Source organism: Rhodopirellula islandica, from assembly GCF_001027925.1.
Taxonomy (GTDB): Bacteria; Planctomycetota; Planctomycetia; order Pirellulales; family Pirellulaceae; genus Rhodopirellula; species Rhodopirellula islandica.
The window spans coordinates 26,829-47,603 of sequence record NZ_LECT01000048.1 but is presented as its reverse complement, the minus strand read 5'-3'; the positions used below and the strand labels follow the sequence as shown (position 1 = coordinate 47,603).

At 56.8% G+C, this 20,775-nt stretch carries 12 protein-coding genes; 9 read left to right on the top strand and 3 right to left on the bottom strand.

Translation table 11 applies throughout. The features are described from left to right. The first annotated feature begins 295 nt into the window (after window positions 1-295). The 3 genes from RISK_RS24420 (at window position 296) to RISK_RS24405 (ending at window position 5,630) form a co-directional block, all read left to right on the top strand. Window positions 296-961, top strand: coding sequence for a LolA family protein (locus RISK_RS24420; protein WP_047816947.1), 666 nt, complete (start codon window positions 296-298; stop codon window positions 959-961). Between the two features lie 435 nt (window positions 962-1,396). Further along, a complete protein-coding gene (locus tag RISK_RS24410) occupies window positions 1,397-4,144 on the top strand; it encodes a PSD1 and planctomycete cytochrome C domain-containing protein (protein WP_047816945.1) in 2,748 nt (915 codons plus the stop codon). Window positions 4,145-4,169: 25 nt separating this feature from the next. Then, the gene (locus tag RISK_RS24405; protein ID WP_047816944.1) at window positions 4,170-5,630 is read left to right on the top strand and encodes a DUF1501 domain-containing protein; all 1,461 of its coding nucleotides are present in this window, start codon (window positions 4,170-4,172) and stop codon (window positions 5,628-5,630) included. A gap of 1,309 nt (window positions 5,631-6,939) precedes the next feature. On the opposite strand, the gene RISK_RS24390 is transcribed toward RISK_RS24405, so the two are convergent. From RISK_RS24390 to RISK_RS24380, 3 genes are all read right to left on the bottom strand, one after another. Then, complete coding sequence (locus tag RISK_RS24390; RefSeq protein ID WP_047816941.1) at window positions 6,940-7,533, bottom strand: hypothetical protein; 594 nt, start codon at window positions 7,531-7,533, stop codon at window positions 6,940-6,942. 137 nt (window positions 7,534-7,670) lie between these two features. After that, window positions 7,671-8,786 carry a lipase family protein gene (locus tag RISK_RS28470; RefSeq protein WP_053061293.1) on the bottom strand — a complete coding sequence of 372 codons (1,116 nt, stop codon included), beginning with the start codon at window positions 8,784-8,786 and terminating at the stop codon, window positions 7,671-7,673. A gap of 61 nt (window positions 8,787-8,847) precedes the next feature. Beyond that, on the bottom strand, window positions 8,848-9,456 hold the full coding sequence (locus RISK_RS24380; protein ID WP_047816940.1) for a WYL domain-containing protein: 609 nt from the start codon (window positions 9,454-9,456) through the stop codon (window positions 8,848-8,850). A 951-nt stretch (window positions 9,457-10,407) separates the two neighbouring features. Here RISK_RS24380 and RISK_RS24370 point away from each other — a divergent pair. From RISK_RS24370 to RISK_RS24345, 6 genes are all read left to right on the top strand, one after another. Next, window positions 10,408-13,449 (top strand): sensor histidine kinase, encoded by a 3,042-nt coding sequence (locus RISK_RS24370; protein WP_160311501.1) that lies wholly within the window; start codon window positions 10,408-10,410, stop codon window positions 13,447-13,449. Beyond that, window positions 13,446-16,841 carry a response regulator gene (locus tag RISK_RS24365; protein WP_047816937.1) on the top strand — a complete coding sequence of 1,132 codons (3,396 nt, stop codon included), beginning with the start codon at window positions 13,446-13,448 and terminating at the stop codon, window positions 16,839-16,841. The genes RISK_RS24370 and RISK_RS24365 overlap by 4 nt, the downstream gene beginning before the upstream one ends. Window positions 16,842-17,224: 383 nt before the next feature. Then, window positions 17,225-17,416 carry a hypothetical protein gene (locus RISK_RS24360; RefSeq protein WP_047816936.1) on the top strand — a complete coding sequence of 64 codons (192 nt, stop codon included), beginning with the start codon at window positions 17,225-17,227 and terminating at the stop codon, window positions 17,414-17,416. A 113-nt stretch (window positions 17,417-17,529) separates the two neighbouring features. Further along, entirely contained in the window at window positions 17,530-17,805 is a 276-nt protein-coding gene (locus tag RISK_RS24355; protein WP_047816935.1) for a DUF3302 domain-containing protein, read from the top strand. Beyond that, complete coding sequence (locus RISK_RS24350) at window positions 17,802-19,118, top strand: HlyD family secretion protein (protein WP_150122698.1); 1,317 nt, start codon at window positions 17,802-17,804, stop codon at window positions 19,116-19,118. The genes RISK_RS24355 and RISK_RS24350 overlap by 4 nt, the downstream gene beginning before the upstream one ends. Before the next feature lie 60 nt (window positions 19,119-19,178). After that, window positions 19,179-20,714 (top strand): DUF1254 domain-containing protein, encoded by a 1,536-nt coding sequence (locus RISK_RS24345; protein ID WP_047816933.1) that lies wholly within the window; start codon window positions 19,179-19,181, stop codon window positions 20,712-20,714. Window positions 20,715-20,775: the final 61 nt, after the last annotated feature.

Below are 20,775 nucleotides of genomic sequence, written 5' to 3'. Positions count from 1 at the left end.
TTGGCTCGACTACCGCTCACTTCGCAAAGACGGTCGCTGCAAACCGTGACCTCAAGACGAAGGGCACGCCAGCGAGGAGCGCCGGGCGGCCGACTACGACTTAACAAATGAAACGCCTCTGCCGCGTCCCAGTCATTCCGGACAAGATCCGAGAACAAAATGGCGCCCAGAATTCAGTGCTATTGAGCCTAGTCGGAAACGGTATCCTTCACCCTGGTTCAAGACAAAGTCTCTGCAAATGACGTTTTCAGCCCGCCCATCTCAGGTGTCTTTGACTCCCCTTGTCGTGTTCCTCATGGCGGTCCCATTGCTCGGTTGCGATCGAGAGACAGACGATCGTCTACCCACTGCTTCGCAGATACTCGACCGGATGGCGACCACCTATTCTGAATGCCAAACCTACACCGATTCAGGCACACTGACGACAACTTACCTGTCCGATGAAGGCGAATCCTCGGAGGTCAAACCGTTTGCAACCGCCATGATTCGTCCGCATCAATTCCGTTTCGAGTTCAGTGTCGAGGGTGATTCGCAGTCCCGATACATCGTTTGTCGAGACCAGGGTCAGGTACGGACGTGGTGGGACGTTGGGCGACGATCAGAACGGCCCTACTCATTGGGCCTTGGGTTGGCAGGCGCGACCGGCGTCTCGGGAGGGTCTGCCCACACCATTCCAGCCTTGCTACTGCCAAGAGAAGTCGGCGGGCGCAAGTTGACAGACGTTACCAAAACGAAACGAGGTGATGACCAGCAACAGGGCGATCATGCGTGCTTCACAATCGAAGCCCAGTTTTCTGGTGACCCGATCACGATCTGGATCGATCAAGAATCCTACCTTGTCCGTCGGATCGACAGCCAATCTGAATTTGATGACTTCACGTCGCAAGACGTGACAATCTATGACCCCGTAATCAATTCCACCATCGATCCATCTTTGCTGAAATTTCGTGCACCCTACTAAGCAAGTCGGCAGAAGTCCCTCGGCATTTCAACCGCTTTGGCAAGCGTGCTCGTGCCCATGCACGACCGGGGCGAACGCCCAAACGCCTCACATGGTTCTGCCCAGTCATGCCTGCCGACCCGCTCATCGCCTGCCTTCAACTTCGCCAACGACACAAGCTGGTTCGTTTCAGCATTCCCTTTCGTGTGCTTCGTTTCTTTCGTGGTGAAAACGCCCTTGAAAAGTTCTGTATGATCTCTTCTCCGGTTCCCACGCACATCGAACGGAATGTTTCCTCCATGGCGGAGGAAACGAACGCATCGCGTCGAGATGACGACGCTCAGGAGAACCGGCACGTTCAACCTGCCGCGTTTCGGCCACCGCAGCAGCGATTGCTGTGCAAGCACCGGCGAGGAAGGGCATACTGGTAGGGCGATGCACCTCGAAAGCGGGAATATGAAACTAAAACAAGCAAGCCAGTCCTTCCAGGCCCAATGTCTGCTCGCTGTTTCGCTGATAGTTTTTTCAGCGTGCGAAGCAGAAGCGGTTGATTTTGCAACCGAGATCGAACCGATCCTCCAGGCTCATTGCCTGGATTGTCATGGGCCGGAGGAGCAGGAAAGTCAATTCCGATTGGATCGCTTGGCGCCCCTGCTCTCTGGCGGGAATTCGGGAGAGCCTGCCGTGGTGCCAGGAAAACCGGATGAGAGCTTTCTGTTGAAGCTGATTCGGCACGCGGAACCAGGCATGGAGATGCCGCCGGGTGAATCGTTGCCGAAGGGCGAGATCGAACTGATCGAACGCTGGATCGGCGAGGGTGCCATGACGCCGGAGAGCTATGGCCCCGCGAAAACGGAAGTCGATCTCACGCACTGGGCATTCCAGCCCGTGAAGCGTCCGCAAGCGAAAGGGATCGACGAGTTCGTTCGACGAAAATTGACAGGCAATGGCTTGACGCAGTCGCCTGCTGCCGAGCGACGCGTTTTGGTTCGTCGGTTGTATCTGGTCATGCTCGGGATCCCGCCCACGCCCGAGCAAGTGGAAGCGTTCGTGACGGATGAAAGCGAGGATGCTTGGCAGACGCTCGTGGAAACGGTTCTCGCCAGTTCTCATTACGGAGAACGTGGGGCGACGTTCTGGTTGGATTTGGTGCGGTTCGGCGAAACGCATGGTTATGAAATGAATCGTGAGCGACCGACTGCATGGCCATACCGCGATTGGATCATCCACTCTCTCAATGACGACAAGCCGTACGACGAATTCGTTCGACAGCAAATCGCTGGCGATGCTCTGGGGGCGGATGTCGCCACGGGCTTTCTCGTGGCTGGGCCAGTCGATCAAGTGCAAGGGTCCGATCCGCAACTGCGGCAGGCTCAGCGGATGAACGAACTGGACGACATGATCAACACCACCGGCACGGCGTTCTTGGGACTGACGACCGGCTGTGCGAGATGCCACAATCACAAGTTCGATCCCATCAGCCAACGCGATTATTACGCGATGCAAGCCGTGTTCGCTGGCGTCCAGCACGGCGATCGTGAGTTGCCGCCTTCACCCGAAATCAAACAGCAACTCGCGGCAAACGAGGCGGAGATCGCCGAACTAACGGACCGGTTGAAAAAGTTTATCCTCCAAGAGGATTTGAACCAGCGCCCGCCGGTCAATGCCAAGCGGAACGAAGAGGTCTTTGAGAAACGAAAAGCACGTTTCATTCGTTTCACCATCGAAAGAACCACCGGCGGCGAAGGTTGCATCGACGAGTTGGAGATCCACGCGGAAGGGACCAATGTGGCTCTGGCGAGCCGCGGTGCCAAAGCGACATCGTCCGGCGACTTCGTGCATCCCAAGCATCAACTGACGCATATCAACGATGGGCGTCACGGCAATGATCGCAGCTGGATTGTCGACTCGGCCCAAGGCGGCTGGGTCCAAATTGAACTCGACGCTCCCGCCGTCATCGACCGCGTTGTTTGGGGCCGTGATCGCGAAGGCCAGTACGCCGATCGCTTGCCGATCGAGTATCGCATTGAATCCGCGATGGAAGCGAACCAGTGGGAGTTGTTGTCGTCGTCTGCGGATCGAGAAGTTTTCGCAGGTGGCAAACCCTCCGGACCCGAGTATCAGTTTTCGAAGTTTTCGGATGCGGAGGCGACCCAGGGTAGAGCGTGGCTGAAGCGGTTGCAGTCGGCTCGCGAAGAGAGGAAAGAACTCGAGAAATCAACACGGGTTTATGCAGGGAGGTTCTCGCAGCCTGGTCCGACGCATCGTCTGTACCGCGGCGAACCGGAGGCCAAGCGTGAGCAAGTTGCCCCGGATGCGATCGAAGTCTTCACCTCGTTGAATCTGGCGTTCGACGCGTCCGAGCGTGAACGTCGATTGGCGTTGGCAACTTGGATTGCCAGCAAAGACAATCCCTTGACGGCGCGCGTGATCGTCAACCGGTTGTGGCAATTCCACTTCGGCACCGGCATTGTCGACACCCCCAGCGACTTCGGGCTCAACGGCTCGCCGCCAAGTCACCCGGAGTTGCTCGACTGGTTGGCCAGCGAACTGATGGATCAGGATTGGTCACTGAAACACATTCATCGACTGATCTTGAATTCTGACACCTGGCGTCAAAGCAACCGGCCGAACGTGGATGCCATGCGAGCCGATGCGACATCGCGTCTGCTGTGGCGATACCCGCCGCGAAGATTGGAAGCGGAAGCAATTCGCGATTCCATTTTGGCTGTCACGGGAGTGCTGGATCTGGAAAAGGTGGGCGGTCCTGGGTTCAGTCCGTTCGAAGTCGAGATGGAAAATGTACGCCACTATCATGCGAAGAAAACGTTTGGCCCCGAGGATTGGCGACGGATGATTTACATGACGAAGGTGAGACAAGAACGTGAGCAGGTGTTCGGTGCCTTCGATTGCCCCGATGCGAGCATGGTGGTGCCCAAACGCAGTCGTTCGACCACACCGCTGCAAGCATTGAATCTGCTCAACAGCCCTTTTGTCATGCAGCAAGCCGAGTTGTTCGCGCGACGTCTGGAACGGGAATCGGAAACGCGGTCGCAGCAGATCACTCTCGCGTGGCAGTTGTGTTTTCAGCGGGATCCGACCGAGGAAGAATTGGCCGATAGCCAAACGTTCATCCAACAAGAAGGCATCCAGCAGTTCACCCGCGCGATGCTGAATGCCAATGAGTTTGTCTTTGTTCCGTGATCGCCAGCACAGATGAAAAGTGAATATGACTCCTTTCCTGAATCGACGACACTTTTTGACTCAGGCGACGACGGGATTGAGCAGCATCGCGTTGGCGAGTTTGCTTGATCAACAATCGCTGCTTGCAGATCCGGGGCCGATTCGACCGAAGATTGATCCGACGCAACCCTTCGCGGCTCGCGAAACGCATCATCCCGCGGCGGCCAAAAACGTGCTGGTCATTTTTTGTGCCGGTGCGTGCAGCCAGATCGATACCTTCGATTACAAACCCGAGTTGATCAAACGGCATGGTCAGCCCATGCCCGGAGCCGAGTCGCTGGTGACGTTTCAAGGCGAACAAGGGATGCTGACCAAGAGCCCATGGGAATTCAAACCGCGTGGCGAGTCCGGCAAGATGATTTCAGATCTGGTGCCGCAACTAGCAGGACTCGCCGACGACATGTGCTTCCTTCATTCGTTGACCGGCAAAACGAACACGCACGGTCCAGGCGAAAATTTCATGTCGACGGGGTACACACTCGATGGTTTCCCTAGCATGGGCGCGTGGGCGACCTGGTCGCTCGGAACCGAGAACGAAAATCTGCCTGCCTACGTCGCCATTGCTGATCCGCGTGGCACGCCGCAGTCGAGTGTCAACAATTGGGGAGCAGGGTTTCTGCCCGCAGCCTTTCAGGGAACCGAGCTCAGTGCGCTCCGGCCGCTGGGCAACCTCGACATTCCGCCCGGGGTCAGCTCCAAGACCGATCGAGCAACGCTCGCTTTTTTGGAGCGAATGAACAAGCGGCATCTCGAACACTTCCCGGGCGACAGCGAACTGTCAGCGAGAATTTCCAGCTACCAGCTCGCGGCGCGGATGCAGTTGAGTGTTCCCGAAGTCGCGGATTTGTCGAGCGAACCGCAGAGCATCCTCCGCGAATACGGAGCGGATGATTCGCAGAACACTTTGAAAGCACAATTCGCGAAGAACTGCATCCTCGCGCGGCGACTGATCGAAAACGGAGTCCGCTTTGTGCAACTGTTCAATGGCGCGTATCAAACCGGTGGCGAAGGCGTCAGCAATTGGGACGGACACAAGTCGCTTCAGCAACAGTACAACCAGCATGGTCCGGTGCTGGATCAGCCTTGCGCGGCCCTGCTTCGAGACATGAAGCGGCGCGGGTTGTTGAAAGAGACCCTGGTCGTTTGGATGACAGAGTTTGGTCGCATGCCGACGTTTCAAAAGGGAGCCAGCGGACGCGATCACAACCCAGACGGATTCACAGCTTGGATGATGGGAGCCGGCGTGAAAGCACCGTTCACCTACGGCGCGACCGACGAGTTCAGTTACAAGGCCGCCGAGAATGTCACCACCGTGTACGACCTTCACGCCACGATTTTGCATTTGCTCGGTTTGAACCACAAACGGCTCACCTACTATCACAACGGCTTCGAACGCCGCCTGACGGACGTGCACGGGCAGGTGATCCAAGAGATCCTCAGCACCTGAAACAACCGAGAAATTTGTCCCCGACAATCCTCGCAAACCAAGTCACCAAGCAGGCCGCTCCGGCCTGTCTTCCTGCAACCCGCCGAAACGTTGTCAATCAATCGCGAAGCGACGACAGGTGTGTTCCAACGCCGCCCGCCCCATCTGACCTGCCCCACTCCACCTTCACCCTCCGGGCAGGAGGGTCGAGCGAAGCGAGGGGAGGTCGAACGGTGACTGGCCGATTACGTCTCGATCACTTCACGAACGCAGCCGGTTGTTGACCACGAAATATGCGAACCACACGAAAACGCATCCCCGTTTGTCGTCTTTTGTATGCTCCGTGCCCAGGCCAACCACGTGGCGGGCATTCGATTCTCGAAAACGACCCCCGTCCCTTTTCGTGGCCGTCCCTTTTCGTGGCCTCAATCAATCGCGAAGCGATGACAGGTAGTCGCCACGGACGTCAGTCCGTGGAAACGTTGCCCAGTCAAACGCAAAGTCGCGAAGCGACGACAGGTGGGTTCCAACGCCCACGTCCCATCTGACCTGCCCCACTCCACCTTCACCCTCCAGGCAGGAGAGTCGAGCGAAGCGAGGGGAGGTCGAACGGTGACTGGCCGATTGGGTCTCGATCACTTCACGAACGCAGTCGGTTGCTAACCACGAAATACGCGAACGACACGAAAACGCATCCCCGTTTGCCGTCTTTTGCGTGCTCCGTGCTCAGGCCAACCACGTGGCGGGCATGGGATTCTCGAAAACGACCCCCGTCCCCTTTTGCGTGGCCAAACGCAAAGTTGCAAAGCGACGACAGGAGTGTTCCAATCCTGGCCTGCCGCTCAAAACGCTTGTTGGGTCGCACGGTGCCGTCCACCCATCACCCACGATTTCGTGAGGTGATGTTGTCAGATGTCAAAGAATCGCGAAGCGATGACAGGCAGTAGCCACGGACGTCAGTCCGTGGAAACGTTGCCCAATCAAACGCAAAGTCGCGAAGCGACGACAGGTGTGATCCAACGCCGCCCGCCCCATCTGACCTGCCCCACTCCACCTTCACCCTCCAGGCAGGAGGGTCGAGCGAAGCGAGGGGAGGTCGAACGGTGAATGGCCGATTAGGTCTCGATCACTTCACGAACGCCGACGGTTGCTAGCCACGAAATACGCGAACCACACGAAAACGCATCCCCGTTTGTCGTCTATTGCGTGCTTCGTGCCCTGAGCCAACCACTTGGCGGGCATTCGATTCTCGAAAACGACCCCCGTCCCCTTTTCGTGGCCCGCGCTCACCTCATCTTGCGAATACAGCCATGACAGTGCTTTTCTTCCCTCAATCGATCCAATCCACCGCGCGTCTCGGTTCGCTTACAATCAGCGCGTCTTCCCAGCCTTGATCTGTTTCTGGCCATGTGCCATCGTAATCCACTTCGATTGTTACTTCGGGTGAGTTGCCGTTGTCTCCAACCGCTTGTATGCCAATCCTCATTTTTCCGCGACCACTTAATCTTGCCTCTTGAAGGCTGCTTGTGTCTTCTTGTGGAATGAGGTGCAATTCGCCTCCTTCAGAAATTCTAACGAGGTTGCAAAACTGGTACGGTCCTATCCGTCGTCCGCCCTTTTTCTCGTACTGCCACATCAGGGGAAGACGACCTTCGTTGAACACCGTACGCCATGCACCATCTCCATTCTTGATCGCAACCCACTCCAAAAAGACCACAACGTTTTCGGCTGGAATGTTTGATTTAGTCGACACAACAATGTGTCTTATGTGCGTTGGCGTTCGCCCACGGTAATAAGTTAACCCTCGCGAGTTTTTCAAGGTAATTCCCAGCTTTACGCGGAAGAAGTGAGCGTGAATCCAAGGCATAAAGATCGCCGTAAGGATTGCGATGATTGACAATATCAGGTTGTAATTTAGATGCATGTTGATATTGGCTTGAGTGTTTGGGAATCAGGACGCATGTCGCAGATGGAATGAATGAGTTCGCCGAACATGCATCATCAATTGCTCGGAACGAGGTGGAGAGTCTTCGGCGAGACAACTGCCTGCACCTTCCGCGGCTATCGCCCAGGGATAGTCAATGTCGTTTCCGCCGAACCAAAACTTTCGATTGCTCTCAAATACTTTCGCATTTTGTGGTCAAGGAAATAGTCGAATAGCCCGGCACGCATAGCGTTTTCACCCGCATCGTTCTTACCATGCATTTGCGACGAGATTTGTTCTTGCCGCAGCAGCGCTTCGTACTCCTGTTGATCTAAAGGCGGGAGTTCGGCGGTGGATTGGTAAATGGGCGCGGGAGGATGTGTGGGAGCGGGCCGTCCGCATTGATCACAAAATGCCGTTGTTGTTGCGGGTGCAGTCATACTTGAATCGGAAATTGTCAGTTCTTGCATTCCGAATGCATACAAATCTCCAGCATGGCCGTAGGTGCGAATATACGGGTAAGTCGGGGGTAAGCTGGGTACGATATCGCTTCCGTTGACGAAGCGAGCGTAACGTTTTAGTAGCAACTTATTTAGCCACTCTGCGCCAGCAGAATCAGTAACGCGTGGCTGCCCGAACGTGCAGAGATTTGGTTGCATTTGCCCTGCGTGTGCGAGATCGACAGCGCAAATCGTCGCTAAAGCACCGCCGAGACTGTGCCCAGTGATCCAAATATGTTTTGGTTTGTGTTGGATGATGGATTCGCGAATTTTGCCGCTCATCGCAAGATACTTCTCGACGAATCCCTCATGGAAATAGTGCCCATGGTGCAGGACTTGTTTGTATCGCCAATTGACATGCCAATCTGAAAGGCTGGTCAAGTTGGTCCCGCGAAAGGCGATTACCATCACGTCATCTGTAGCGGCGACATAGGCGTACATCGATTCATGGCGGATCTCCGTTACTAGATCGAACCCCATGCTACTTAGGAAGTAGCGCGTGATAATCGGTTCTTCTTCGTACACTTGATAGGCGATTGCCGATAAGGGCTTTGCGATGTCCCAACGCACCTCGGCACGAGTGTTCCATTTCTCTCGCAATAGGGCGGGGATGTTCTTAAACGACGCCGATCCAATTCCATCAAGTTGATAGGTGCGAGTCCCCATGGCGCTAGAGACGTCTTGGGCGTAAGTGAACCCCGGGGAAACGAAAAGAATGGACGTGAACACAGCAACTTTCAGAATGCGACCCATTTATTCAATTTTCTTCATTTGTTGGAGGGGATACGGAAGCTGACGACTTTTTGGGGTTCGTTCATGGTTTTGCACTCCCAGCCTGATCGCTTGGGGACGCTTGGTCGCTGGCGTAGCGGGTGAGAGCTTGCTGCAGCTCTTGGGCGACTTCGGTGCGGAGTGATTGGGGTTCGATGACTTCGGCGGAGGCGCCGAAGCTGAGGAGGTAGCTCTTGATTTCAATCGTGCTGGTCAGCCTCACGCTGATATCGAGACTGCCGCCGGGACCGGGCATCTCCGTTTGTGTGGCGTTGATCTTGTGCTCGGCTGCGTCGCGGGCCGCGCTGCCTCGAAAGCGGATGCGGACGGTCACGGGATCGTTGCCCGCGATCACGGCGAAGGCACCTTCGAAGTGCTTTGACAGACGGAAGTCAGCGGGGCGGACGAAGGGGAGCTCGGTGACCTCGGCGGACTCCATCCGGTCGATCGTCCAGGTTCGGATCTCGCCGTGATGACAGGAATGACCGACCACGTGCAACGCGCCGTTGTGCTCGGCCAAGCCATACGAATGGGTGTCGTCGCTGACAGGCTTGGTCGAGCGAGCCGAGCGATAGACGATGGAGGTCGGTTCGCCCCGACCCAGCGTGATCAAACGCAGTAATTCTGGATGACGCTTCCGCTGCGTTCCCATGCTCATCAATTCAAAACCTCGCCTTCCGCCGTCATGCCGCGTTCGTCTGTTCCCGAGTTGCGCTTCAAATTTCGCAACTGCATGAGTGTAGCAAGTCCTTGGCTGGCGGGGGGGGGGCCTGGGCAGCATGTGTCCAACCCGCCGGCAAATTGTTGGGATCGAGTGAAGATCGCGTTGAGTTTTGTTTTCCGCCGCGGCCCGGATAGGGTGTGGGGGACGATGCCGGAATGGGCTGGGGCCTGGAAGTGGCGTTTGCACGTTCGATGATTTGAGATTGGGCTGGGAGGCGGCCGGGCGGCCGGGTGGCTGTGTCGGCCCTTCAGGCCTTTGGGGTTGGGTGGGGGCATGGCGACCGGTGGCTGACGCCACCGGCAGAGGTTCTGTCGCCCCTTCGGGACTGGTTTGGGTTGGCGGACGTGCGGGACAGTTGAATCAATCTGTTTTGCAGATTGAGTTATCAGGCGAAGGGCGATCGCCCACAGTTACCGGAGACGAACCGGACGCTGGCGGGTTCCGGCTGATTGAGGCAACAAGGCCCGGATGGGCCGACAAAGTCATTGCCGGGGCGTCAGGCCCCGGAGAGGGCGTCCAGTGGACGCGATCGGCCAATGGAATTGTCGACGACGCGTGAGGCATGGGCTCTCGCCTGTCTATGAAGCTGTCTCGCCGGAGGGGACTATCACGGCAAGCATGGCTTATTGCGAATTCGTTCGGGTTTCTTGGCGATGACACAGTTTCTTGGCCACTACGCAGGCGATCGTTGCTGACGCCGAAGCAGACAATCCAAACCGCGTCTCAATGCTGCGTGCAAGCAAATAGGCAGTGGAATACACTAAGGCTTCACCATCTCAATCGATTCAATCAATGAAACTGCGGTATTGAATGCGAGAATCTCGGCAAGCCCGATCGCCTGACTTGCAATGGTTTTGTCGTCTCTCGCTGATTGGCTTCATGCTCATCTTGGTTGCGCGGCCGAGCCTGGGGCAGACCGAGGAAGCTTCCGGTCGCCTGCATGACGATCGCCGGATTGATCGTTTGCACAACAACGCTTGGGGACCAGGTGATGGACTACCTTCGGACCAAGTGTTCGACATCCTGCAAACTCAAGACGGTTACTTGTGGGTTGGAACCGGCGCAGGTCTGTGCCGATTCGACGGCGTCAAGTTCACCACCTTTGATCAGGGCAACACGCCGGAGCTCGCTTCGGAGCGCATGACGCAGTTGCTTGAGAGCCGCGATGGCACTCTTTGGGTCGGCTCTGACGAGGGCGGTTTGGTTGCGTTTCAAACTGGGCGACTGCGCGAGGCCAAGGCGGCGCAGGAACTTTCCGGCAAAAGGATTCGTTCGATTCATCAGGATCATGGCGGTGCGCTGTGGGTGGGTACCGATTCAGGCACGTGGCGATCGCAGGCGAGTGGTGAATTTCAACCGCTCGAGCGCGCACCCAAGCAAGTCTTTTCGATGGCGGAAGACCGTGAAGGCAGTCTCTGGATGGGCGGGCCGGACGGTTTGTTTCGCTGGGACGACGCGAACTCCGCCGCCGTGAACGTTGAGTTGACTTTGCCCGCAGGAGCGAGCCTCGCGGTGAATGCACTGGAAGCGGATCGCGATGGCAGCCTTTGGGTGGGCACCGACACGGCGGGGCTGATCCATTTCAAAGGTGTTGTGCTCAATCGCATTTTGCCGAACTCAAGCATTCGACTGGTCTATCAGGATCGTCTGGGCGTGATCTGGTATGCGGGGAAGGTCGGAAAGCTGAAACGATTGCATCAGGGTCAACCGGAGACGAACAGTCCGCCTTGGTTCGGTATCGGTGTCAGTTGTATCGCGGATGATCGTGAGGGAAGTTTGTGGCTGGGTGCCAACGGTTCGCCTCGCTGCCTGCGTCAATTGACGCCCGCTTCGGCTGTTTCTTTCGACCACGTTGCGGCTTGTGTCCTTTCCGCATCCGATGGCGGCGTCTGGCTGGGCTCCAACGCGGGACTCTCGCATGTTGCAGCGAGAAGTGGTCCGGAAACGCTCACCGTGGATCGGTTCTCCAAACTCATTCGCTCTCTGACGCTGGCACCAGGTAGCGATGGGTCGCTTTGGATCGGGCAAAAAGAGAAGTGGGTTACTCACTGGGCCGGCGAAACTTTGTCGACGTATTTGCTTCGCGATGGACTTCGCAAAGAACCTGTCGGAGCAATCGCCGAGGATCGTGATGGCAGCGTGTGGGTGGGTTACCTGGACGGGGGTGCCGCGCGACGGGATGAAGATCGCTTTGTCGAAATCGAAGCCTTCCAGAATCGAACCGTCCATTGGTTTGCCCAAGACGTCACGGGCGAACTTTATGCCGGAACAAACGACGGCTTGTATCGCGGGACAGAGCGTGTCAGCAATCCGTTGCTTGACGACTTGCCGAGCGCCGATTTCCGATCTCATTACATCGATGAAGTCGGCGACCTTTGGTTGGGGACCCTGGGCGGCGGTTTGTGCCGGATGAGGGACGGGAAGTTTACAAATTGGCGCGTTCGCGATGGCCTGCTGGCAAACCGTGTCTTTGCCATCACGGATGATCCCGACGACAACCTATGGATCGGCGGGCCCGACAAAGTCTTTTTCGTTTCCAAACAAAGCCTGGAGGACTTGACCGCAGGGAAGATTGATCAACTTGATTGCCAAGGGATGCCACTGTCGGTGGAAGGTCAACGATTGGGCATCGGTTATCCAAAGATGGCCAGATCGGCTGACGGATCGGTGTGGGTCACACGGAAACGCGACACCGTAAAAATTCCTCCCGGCGCGATCAATGTCATCCGGAAAGCTCCGCCGGTGCACATTGAACAGGTGCTCGTTGATGGCGCCGCGGTAGCCGGCCACGACACGGTGGAATTTCAGTCGGGGACGCGCCGATTGGCAATCCATTACACTGCCGCGACACATGCCAAGCCCGATGCCGCTGAGTTTCGGTACCGACTGACAGGGCATGCCGACGACTGGGTCGAGGCTGACAATCAGCGAGTTGCCCATTTTACGGCGTTGCCTCCTGGAAGTTATCGGTTTGATGTGTTGGGGAGCAGTGGATACGGCATCTGGAATGAGGAAGGGGCGACAATCGCGATCGTTGTCCATCCACGTTGGTTCGAAACCGCTTGGTTCAAAACGCTGATCGCAATGGGGCTATGCGCAGCGGTGATCGTGGGAGTGCGGGGCTACACATCATCCGTTCGAGACCACAACGCCCAATTGCAGAAGGAGGTCACGGAACGAAAAGAGGCAGAAGCGATTCTTCAAAAGCACCAGACGAGACTCAAAGCACTCGCGTCAGAGTTGACCGTTGCCGAAGAACGTGAACGCCGGCGGATCGCTGTGGATCTGCACGATGATGTTGGACAGACGCTTGCGCTCGCCCGAATTCAACTGGCAGGGGCACGAAAGTCAATGAATTCGCCCGAACTGGGTGCCAAGCTCGATGAACTTTCGTCAACCATTTTGAAAGCGTCTCAAGACACCCGGCACCTTGTTTACGATCTCAGTTCACCGTCACTCAATGAGCTCGGGCTCGACGAGGCGATCGAAGAATGGTTGGAGGAAGAAATTTCGAATCGTTTCGGCCTCAAGACTCAAATCGTCCGTCAGGCCGAGCCAGCGGCGCCGGAAAATGCTGTTGGCGACGATGTCAATGCACTGCTCTTTCGCAGCGTCCGCGAACTGCTTATCAACGTGGTGAAGCATGCGAAAGCTCGCCATGTCGTTGTCACGTCGGAGCATACCCGCAATCACATCAAAATCTCTGTCGCGGACGACGGGGTTGGATTTGACGCCGGTTCGGAAGCTTTTCGGGCCAGTTCAGAAGGAGGGTTCGGTTTGTTCAGTATCCAAGAACGGATGATGAACCTCGGTGGCTCGTTGCAGATCGACTCAGAACCGGGCAAGGGTTGTCAGGCGAAACTGATCGTTCCTTGCGGCCATTCGGACAGATCCGCGACCACGCCAGAGAGCCACTCATGACGATTTCGGTATTGGTCGTTGACGATCATGCGATGTTCCGCAAGGGGCTGCGGATGATGTTGGATGACGAAGACGACATCCAAGTCGTTGGTGAGGCAGGTGACGGCGAGGAAGCAATTCGATTGGCCGGTGAACTTTTGCCAGATGTCATCGTCATGGACATCACGATGCCGGGCACCGATGGCATCGAGGCAACACGGCAAATCGTTTCAACGCTTCCGCGTGTGAAAGTGATTCCACTATCGATTCACTCGGGCAAACGTTTTGTTCAAAAAATGCTTCGCGCCGGGGCCGCCGGCTACGTCTTGAAGGAAAGCGCCCCCGAAGAGTTGGTGCACGCTGTTCGCGCGGTGCATGGCGATGACATCTATCTGAGTCCCGCGATTTCTGGCGTCGTTGTTTCGGAATACGTGCGACTGCTGAATCGATCGGACTCGCACGACCGCGACGGCGGACTGAGTGAAAGTGATGAGTCGATCGTACGGATGATTGCCGAAGGCCATTCGGTCAAGGAGATTGCCGCCGCTCGAGAGACAAGTGCGAGCAAGGTCCAGACGGCGCGGCGACGCATCATTAAAGCATTGGACTTGGCAAACGTCGCGGAGTTGACTGAGTATGCTCGCGCCCAGCGTTGGGGCGAAGGCGAAACACGCGTTGAGATGGCATCCTCGGACAGCCAATCGCTGCGTGTATCGATTCTCGGTACAAAATTTCACCGCCCCACGGTTCCGTCTGATTTCGTCTCCAGAGATCGCTTGCTACAGATCTTGGATGAAGCGTGCGATGTGCCGTTGATCCTGGTATGCGCGCCAGCCGGATACGGCAAGAGCATGTTGGTGGCAGATTGGCTTGCAAAGCACAACGAGCGCCGCGCCGCATGGCTTTCGCTGAGCGAAGGCGAGAGTGATTTGAGGTCGTTCTTGACCTATGTTGTGGCCGCGGTGGAGGGGCAGTTTTCCGGTGCTTGTCCCGACACGACGTCTGTTCTGCAGGCACCTGGACTACCGACGGTGAACGTTCTGGCCGATGCATTGGGCAATGATCTCGATGCAATTGACGAGCCCTTCGTACTGGTGCTGGATGATTACCACTTGATTGCCGGCGGCGATGTCCATGGCCTGCTCGAGAATCTGTTGCAGCATCCTCCTCGCCCCATGCGACTGGTCGTGATCACCCGGCACGATCCACCGTTTTCGTTGGCGGCTCTGCGTGGCAACCGGTGGTTGGCGGAACTTCGGCAGCAGGATCTCCGTTTCACTCGAGACGAAGTCAGCGAGGTGCTGAGTCAGATCACTGGCGTGACCGTAGGCGATGCGGCCCTCAGCCGACTCGAGCAACTCATGGAAGGTTGGATCGTCGGCTTGCAGTTGGTCGGTATGTTGATTCGAAATTGCGATGACAAGGAAGCGTTCGTGTCGCAATTGCAAGGCGGAGTTCATCAAGTCTACGACTACCTATTGCATGAGGTGCTCGGCAGGCAACCCTTGCCGTTTCAGAATTGTCTCCAGAAGATGTCCATCTTGGATCGCTTTTGTGCTCCTCTGGTCGAGGCGGTCTGCCAACCGTCAGGTGATTCGCCGGATTCTGCAATGACGGGTGCACACATTATTCAACGCTTGCGGCAAGAGAATCTGTTCATCGTTCCGCTCGACGCTCAGGAATGTTGGTTTCGCTATCACCAGGTGTTTCAGAATCTGCTCACGCAACAACTGGATAACACGCACCCTGCGAGCGAGGTTCGCGGCCTGCACGGTCGTGCCAGCGATTGGTTTTCTCAGCAAGGGCTGATCGACGAAGCGATCCGGCATGCATTGGCAGCAGGGCGAAGCGAACAGGCGGCCGAGATCGTCGCCAACGCGCGGCTCAAGACGCTTACAGGAGATGCGTCGTACGAGCTTGAGCGATGGCTTGACTTGTTGCCCGAGTCCATCATCGGTGAGCGACCAGAACTTTTGCTCGCCCGTGTCTGGGTGCTCTACTTTCACCTCCAATTCGAGGAATTCTCGGCGGTCCTTGATCAGTTGGAGCCGCTCATTGCTGAGCGACAATTGTTGGATCGGGCGTCGGCCAGTGCGATGCGTGGCGAGGTGGACTTGTTTCGCGGCTATCTCGAGTTTTTCGCTGGGAATTGCGCTGACTCTCTAGGACACCTGCATCATGCGATCGAGCGGATTCCGGCTGACCATCACGCAGCGCTTAGCGAGACGGACCTGGTCCTGGGGCTGGCGAGTCAGATGGATGGTCAGCGGGAACAGGCACTCGAGCGGCTCCAGTCGATCCTTGCTAACACGCATGCGATGCATCCCACTCGGCAAATCCGAGCGATTGCGACTACTGTGATGATTCACATGATCTCGGCTCATCTTCATGATGCGATATTTGCCGCGTCGCGAATGAAGGGAATCGCAGCGGACAATGGATCGATCTACGCGGAAAGTTGGCGTGACTACATGCAGGGATTGATTCACTTGTGGCAGAACCAACACGCCGCTGCGGTTGGTTGCCTGAACAAGGCGGTCGACCGTCGTTACCTTCTGGATTCGAGAGCCGCCATGGACGCGATGGCTGCGTTGGCGTTGAGCTACGAGATGAACGGAGAGCGGTTCGAAGCGGAAGCCACGATGCGGATGTTACGAGAATTCGTTGATTCGCTTCGGCTCTCGGCGGATGTCTTTCACTCCTGCGAAGCGAGACTAGCAATCGTTCGAGGCAACCGGCCGCCTGTTTCTCGCTGGTTGAAATCGGCCGCGCCGGCGGATGAGGCGGCATTGATCTTCTGGCACGAAGTCCCCTGTGTTACCCGCTGCCGCGCGTTGTTGGCGGAGGACTCTGAGGCCAGTTTGCGGGAAGCCGAGCTACGACTCGAAGCCTACGTGCAGACCAGTGAGGAAACTCACAACACACTGAATTTGATTCAAGCATTGCTGCTGCAATCGTTGGTCTTGCACCGGAGTGACAGAAACGCAGAGTCGGCAGAAGCATTGCACAGAGCAGTCGCACTTGCACAACCCGGTGACTGCATCCTTTTCTTTGTGGAACTGGGCGAACCGATGGCGGAGCTGTTACACGGCTTCACCGCTGACGATGCGGTCGCGGAATTTGTTGATCGCTTGCTGGCGGAAATTCCGAAGCCGGATCAACAAAAGGACAGCGAACTGGCCGAGCCAACGACCGAGGAAGATGGCTCACTGATCGAAACGCTGACCAATCGCGAACGTGACACGCTGGAGTTGCTGGCACAGCGACTTTACGACAAAGAGATCGCCAAGTCGATGAGCGTTTCGGTTTGGACGGTGAAAACGCACGTCAAGCACATTTTCGAGAAGCTGCACGTCAAGAATCGCCGCGAAGCGGTACAGAAGGCAAAAGAGCTCGGTCTCGTCAAAGAGTGAAGTGGCAGTGGCTTCCAGCCGCAGCTTTCTCCTCAGCAGGGGCTGGAGGCTTCAGTCACGAACCAGGCAAATTCGCCGCTCCGCGGCTGCATCCAGGAATAGCCGCGGAGCGGCGTTGTTTTCAAGCCTGGGGCGTCAGCCCCAGGACTCCTGTTGCGAAATTTGCGCTCCCTCATTTCTCACTCGTTGTGAGCGATGTGCACTCGCCCTCGCCGCCAGATACTTGCAGTGCAAGACCCCAGGAACAAGCAATCCGTGGAGGCAAACGAAAATCAATGGTGGATGAAAGAAGATGGCCGCAAATACAACCGGGAACTTCCGCCTGCTACCGGATTGTCGTCGAGGGAGAGCTGAGCGAAGAGTGGTCTGGACGTTTAGGTGGCATGCGAATTCAGACAAGCTCCACCGACAACCAACCGGCCGTGGCGACGTTGAGTGGACAGGTCCAAGATCAAGCCGCGCTGATGGGCGTGCTCAATAGCCTTTACCAACTCCGATACAAGATCCTCTCCGTCAACTGTGAGCCCTGCAATGGTGCAAACGAGAATTCAACAACGAAGAATCAAACACTTTGAGAGGCGAGTGATTCCAGCTGACCTCAAGTTCTTTCAATGCGATTCAATCCATCTCAATGAAGTGAAACTCTTGCCGAAGAGTTCTCGAGATCAGAAACAGGAGGAATGCAACCATGGGATTTCTTGATGTCTTTGCGATCACCATCCTCGCGGTTCTGGGCCTCACGCTGGTTGGCGTTTGGGTCTTGCTGGGGATGACGCCCGGTCGGATTGCCCGCGGGCGCAACCACCCGCAAGCCGACGCCGTCAGCGTCTGTGGGTGGTGGGGCGTCATCACCATGGGGCTGCTGCTACCGGTAGCGTTCATCTGGGCTTACTACAAACCGGTGGACGCTCGAAACGCCGAGTCTCGCAATGCCGCCACTTCGACGAAAGGAGACGTGTCGTGATCCTATTTCTGACCCTGATCTATGTGGCGTTCTTAGCCATTCTGGTCAAATTGAAAGTCATCCAGTTCAACCTGTTCTGGAAGCTCTCGCCGCTCCTTTGGATGGTGCTGCTGCTGGTGGTTCTGTTCATTCCGATGCAATGGGGCGCCCCTTCGGGCGTGGTCAATGTCTACCGCACTGTTGTTGAAATCGTTCCCAACGTCAGCGGCGAAGTGATCGAAGTCAACGCGCCCGGCAGCAAGCCGATTCGCAAAGGCGACGTCTTGTTTCGTCTTGATCCCCAACCCTATCAAATCGAAGTGGATCGGCTATTGGCTGGCTTGAAGGAAGCCGAACAAACTTCCAAGATGCTGCCCGCCGGCCTCGCGGAAGCGGATGCGAACGTCGCTCAGGCCGAAGCCGCGATCGTAGCGGCGACGAAACAAGCCGCCTCGCTGGAGTCTGCTCTCATCGCAGCGAAGGCCAACGTTACCAAGTCTCAGGCACAACGAGAGTTGGCTCGATCGGATAATGAGCGTGCTCAAAAACTGCTTGCGGGCAACGCGACGTCTCCGGAAGAAGCGGCCACCAAAGCGCGGAACCTGGAACTGGCCATGGCATCGGTTGAGTCCGCCCAGGCCTCGCAACAACAGGCCCAACTTGCGTTGGAGTCTTCGATAGATGGCGTCAACACCGGCGTCATCGAGGCGCAAGAACGATTGAAGGCGGCTCAAGCGGCAAAGCAGAAAGCGGAGTTTGCGGTTGCTTCGACGATCAACGGCGAAAACACGCAGGTCGCACAATTGCGAGCTCAATTGGCGACCGCTCAGTACAACCTTGCTCAAACCACCGTCTTGGCCCCAGCGGACGGTTTCGTGGTCGGGATGACATTGCGACCAGGCCAACGAGTGGCAGCGTTTCCCGTTCGCACCTGGATGGCTTTCGTCGATTCATCCAGTGCACAAATCGCGGTTGGAGTCGATCAGAACCGGTTGCGTCATGTGAAGCCAGGTCAGAAAGCAGACGTTGTGTTGGAGCTCTACCCAGGCCGAACGCTTACTGCGACGGTGGATCGGATTGCCTACATCACACCGCAGGGACAACTCCAGCCGACGGGCGTGGTGGCTGCTGCACCGTCAAGCAGCCAGAAGGCGCTGCCGTTCGGTGTCGTGCTCACGCTGGATGACGCGGGGCCGGAGTTTGACATTCACGAGTTGCCCGGTGGCGCGACCGGAACCGCCGCCATCTACACCGATTCGGTGAAGGCAACCCACCTCATACGTCGCGTCATGATTCGCATGGAAACATTCATGAATTACATCATGCCGTCCTAACTCAGGGTTCAACCCACAACCATCGTTATGAACAGTCACTCAAAAAGTAGGAGAAACACGATGAGCACGCGACGAAACCACCACCTGTTCACTCTGGCAGCGTTGACTCTCTGCTCTCTCTCAACCAGCGTTCAAGCACAGCCACCGGCAATGAAATACTCCACCCAGATTCCGGCAAATGTCGTCACCCCCGATCGAACGGAAACACGCCTCGGGGCTTTGGAGTTCGTTGACGGATTCCCGACCGAAGCGACTGCGAAGAAGGTGTGGGATCACATGGATTTCTCCCGCGCCGTCGAGGCCATGATCATGACCACGCCCGCGGCTTCGCTGCAGGGATTTCGCAAGGGCATCCAAAACTGGGGCCCGGACAACGAGACCATGATTTACTGGGGCGGACGTCTGGATTCCAAAGGCTTGCTTCTGACGGGCAATACCACGGTGGTCTACACGTTTATGTGGATCGACTTGAAGGACGGTCCCATGGTCATGGAGACCCCGCCCAACGTGTTGGGGATCATCGACGATGCGTGGTTCCATTACGTCTGTGATTTCGGCAACGCCGGCGATGACAAAGGCAAGGGCGGGAAGTTCCTGTTGGTGCCGCCGGACTACGAAGGCGAATTGCCCACCGATGGCTACATCGTCAAGAAGTCGAAAACCTACGGCCACTGGCTGGCGATGCGTGGCTTCATGACGGACTTCGACCCGGTTCCCGTGGTCAAGAACATGAAGGAGCATTTCCGCCTTTACCCGTTGGGGAGCGAGGCCAAGGAAGTCAACTGGGTCAACACAGCGATGAAGGACTTCAACACCCTGCACGCCCAAGATGAGACCTTCTTCGACGAGGTCAACATCACGGTCCAGGAAGAGCCAAATTCGGCCGAGAGTTCCGAGATCCTCGGGTTGCTGGCCTCCATCGGCATCCAGAAGGGCAAGCCTTTCGAACCGGATGCCCGCATGAAGAAGATCCTCGCTGAAGCCGCTGCAGTCGGCACCGCCGCCCAACGCACTATCCTGTTTCGCAACCGCGACACGGAAGACACCGCGATCTGGCCGGGCAGCAAAAGCTGGGAGCTAGGATTCGCTGGTGGCAGCTACGAGTTTCTCAACGACGGCGTCAGTCTGATCAATTCGCGGGTCCGCTTCCACTTCTACGCGACCGGCATCACGCCCGCGATGGTCAAACCACCTGTCGGAGCGGGATCCCAGTATGTGATGGGACTGCGCGACGCCGAAGGCAATGCCCTCGATGGCAGCAAGACCTACAAGATCCACCTTCCCGCCAACGTTCCCGCCGAGCGTTTCTGGGACATCACTGTCTACGACAACCAGACCCGCTCGCTGTTGCAAACCGACAATCCCTACCCGGGTGTCACCAGTATCGACAAGGCGACCGTGCAAAACGCGGACGGTTCTTATGACGTCTACATCGGCCCGAAGAAGCCTGATGGCCCCTTGGCAACTCAGGGACACGTGAATTGGATCCAGACCGATCCTTCCAAGGGCTGGAACATGTTGTGGCGGATCTATGGTCCGACGCAAGTCTGGTACGACAGAAGTTGGCGTCCAAGTGAAATCGAATTGGTTGACTGATGTGACTGGGGCTTCCAGCCCCAGTTGTTAGACAAAAAACTACTGCGGCTAGAAGCCCCAG

Excerpts from the sequence above, each read along its gene's own strand:
- RISK_RS24420 (WP_047816947.1), top strand. The coding sequence starts at position 296 with ATGGCGGTCCCATTGCTCGGTTGCGATCGAGAGACAGACGATCGTCTA.
- RISK_RS24410 (WP_047816945.1), top strand. The coding sequence starts at position 1,397 with ATGAAACTAAAACAAGCAAGCCAGTCCTTCCAGGCCCAATGTCTGCTC.
- RISK_RS24405 (WP_047816944.1), top strand. The coding sequence starts at position 4,170 with ATGACTCCTTTCCTGAATCGACGACACTTTTTGACTCAGGCGACGACG.
- RISK_RS24390 (WP_047816941.1), bottom strand. The coding sequence starts at position 7,533 with ATGCATCTAAATTACAACCTGATATTGTCAATCATCGCAATCCTTACG.
- RISK_RS28470 (WP_053061293.1), bottom strand. The coding sequence starts at position 8,786 with ATGGGTCGCATTCTGAAAGTTGCTGTGTTCACGTCCATTCTTTTCGTT.
- RISK_RS24380 (WP_047816940.1), bottom strand. The coding sequence starts at position 9,456 with ATGGGAACGCAGCGGAAGCGTCATCCAGAATTACTGCGTTTGATCACG.
- RISK_RS24370 (WP_160311501.1), top strand. The coding sequence starts at position 10,408 with ATGCTCATCTTGGTTGCGCGGCCGAGCCTGGGGCAGACCGAGGAAGCT.
- RISK_RS24365 (WP_047816937.1), top strand. The coding sequence starts at position 13,446 with ATGACGATTTCGGTATTGGTCGTTGACGATCATGCGATGTTCCGCAAG.
- RISK_RS24360 (WP_047816936.1), top strand. The coding sequence starts at position 17,225 with ATGCGAATTCAGACAAGCTCCACCGACAACCAACCGGCCGTGGCGACG.
- RISK_RS24355 (WP_047816935.1), top strand. The coding sequence starts at position 17,530 with ATGGGATTTCTTGATGTCTTTGCGATCACCATCCTCGCGGTTCTGGGC.
- RISK_RS24345 (WP_047816933.1), top strand. The coding sequence starts at position 19,179 with ATGAGCACGCGACGAAACCACCACCTGTTCACTCTGGCAGCGTTGACT.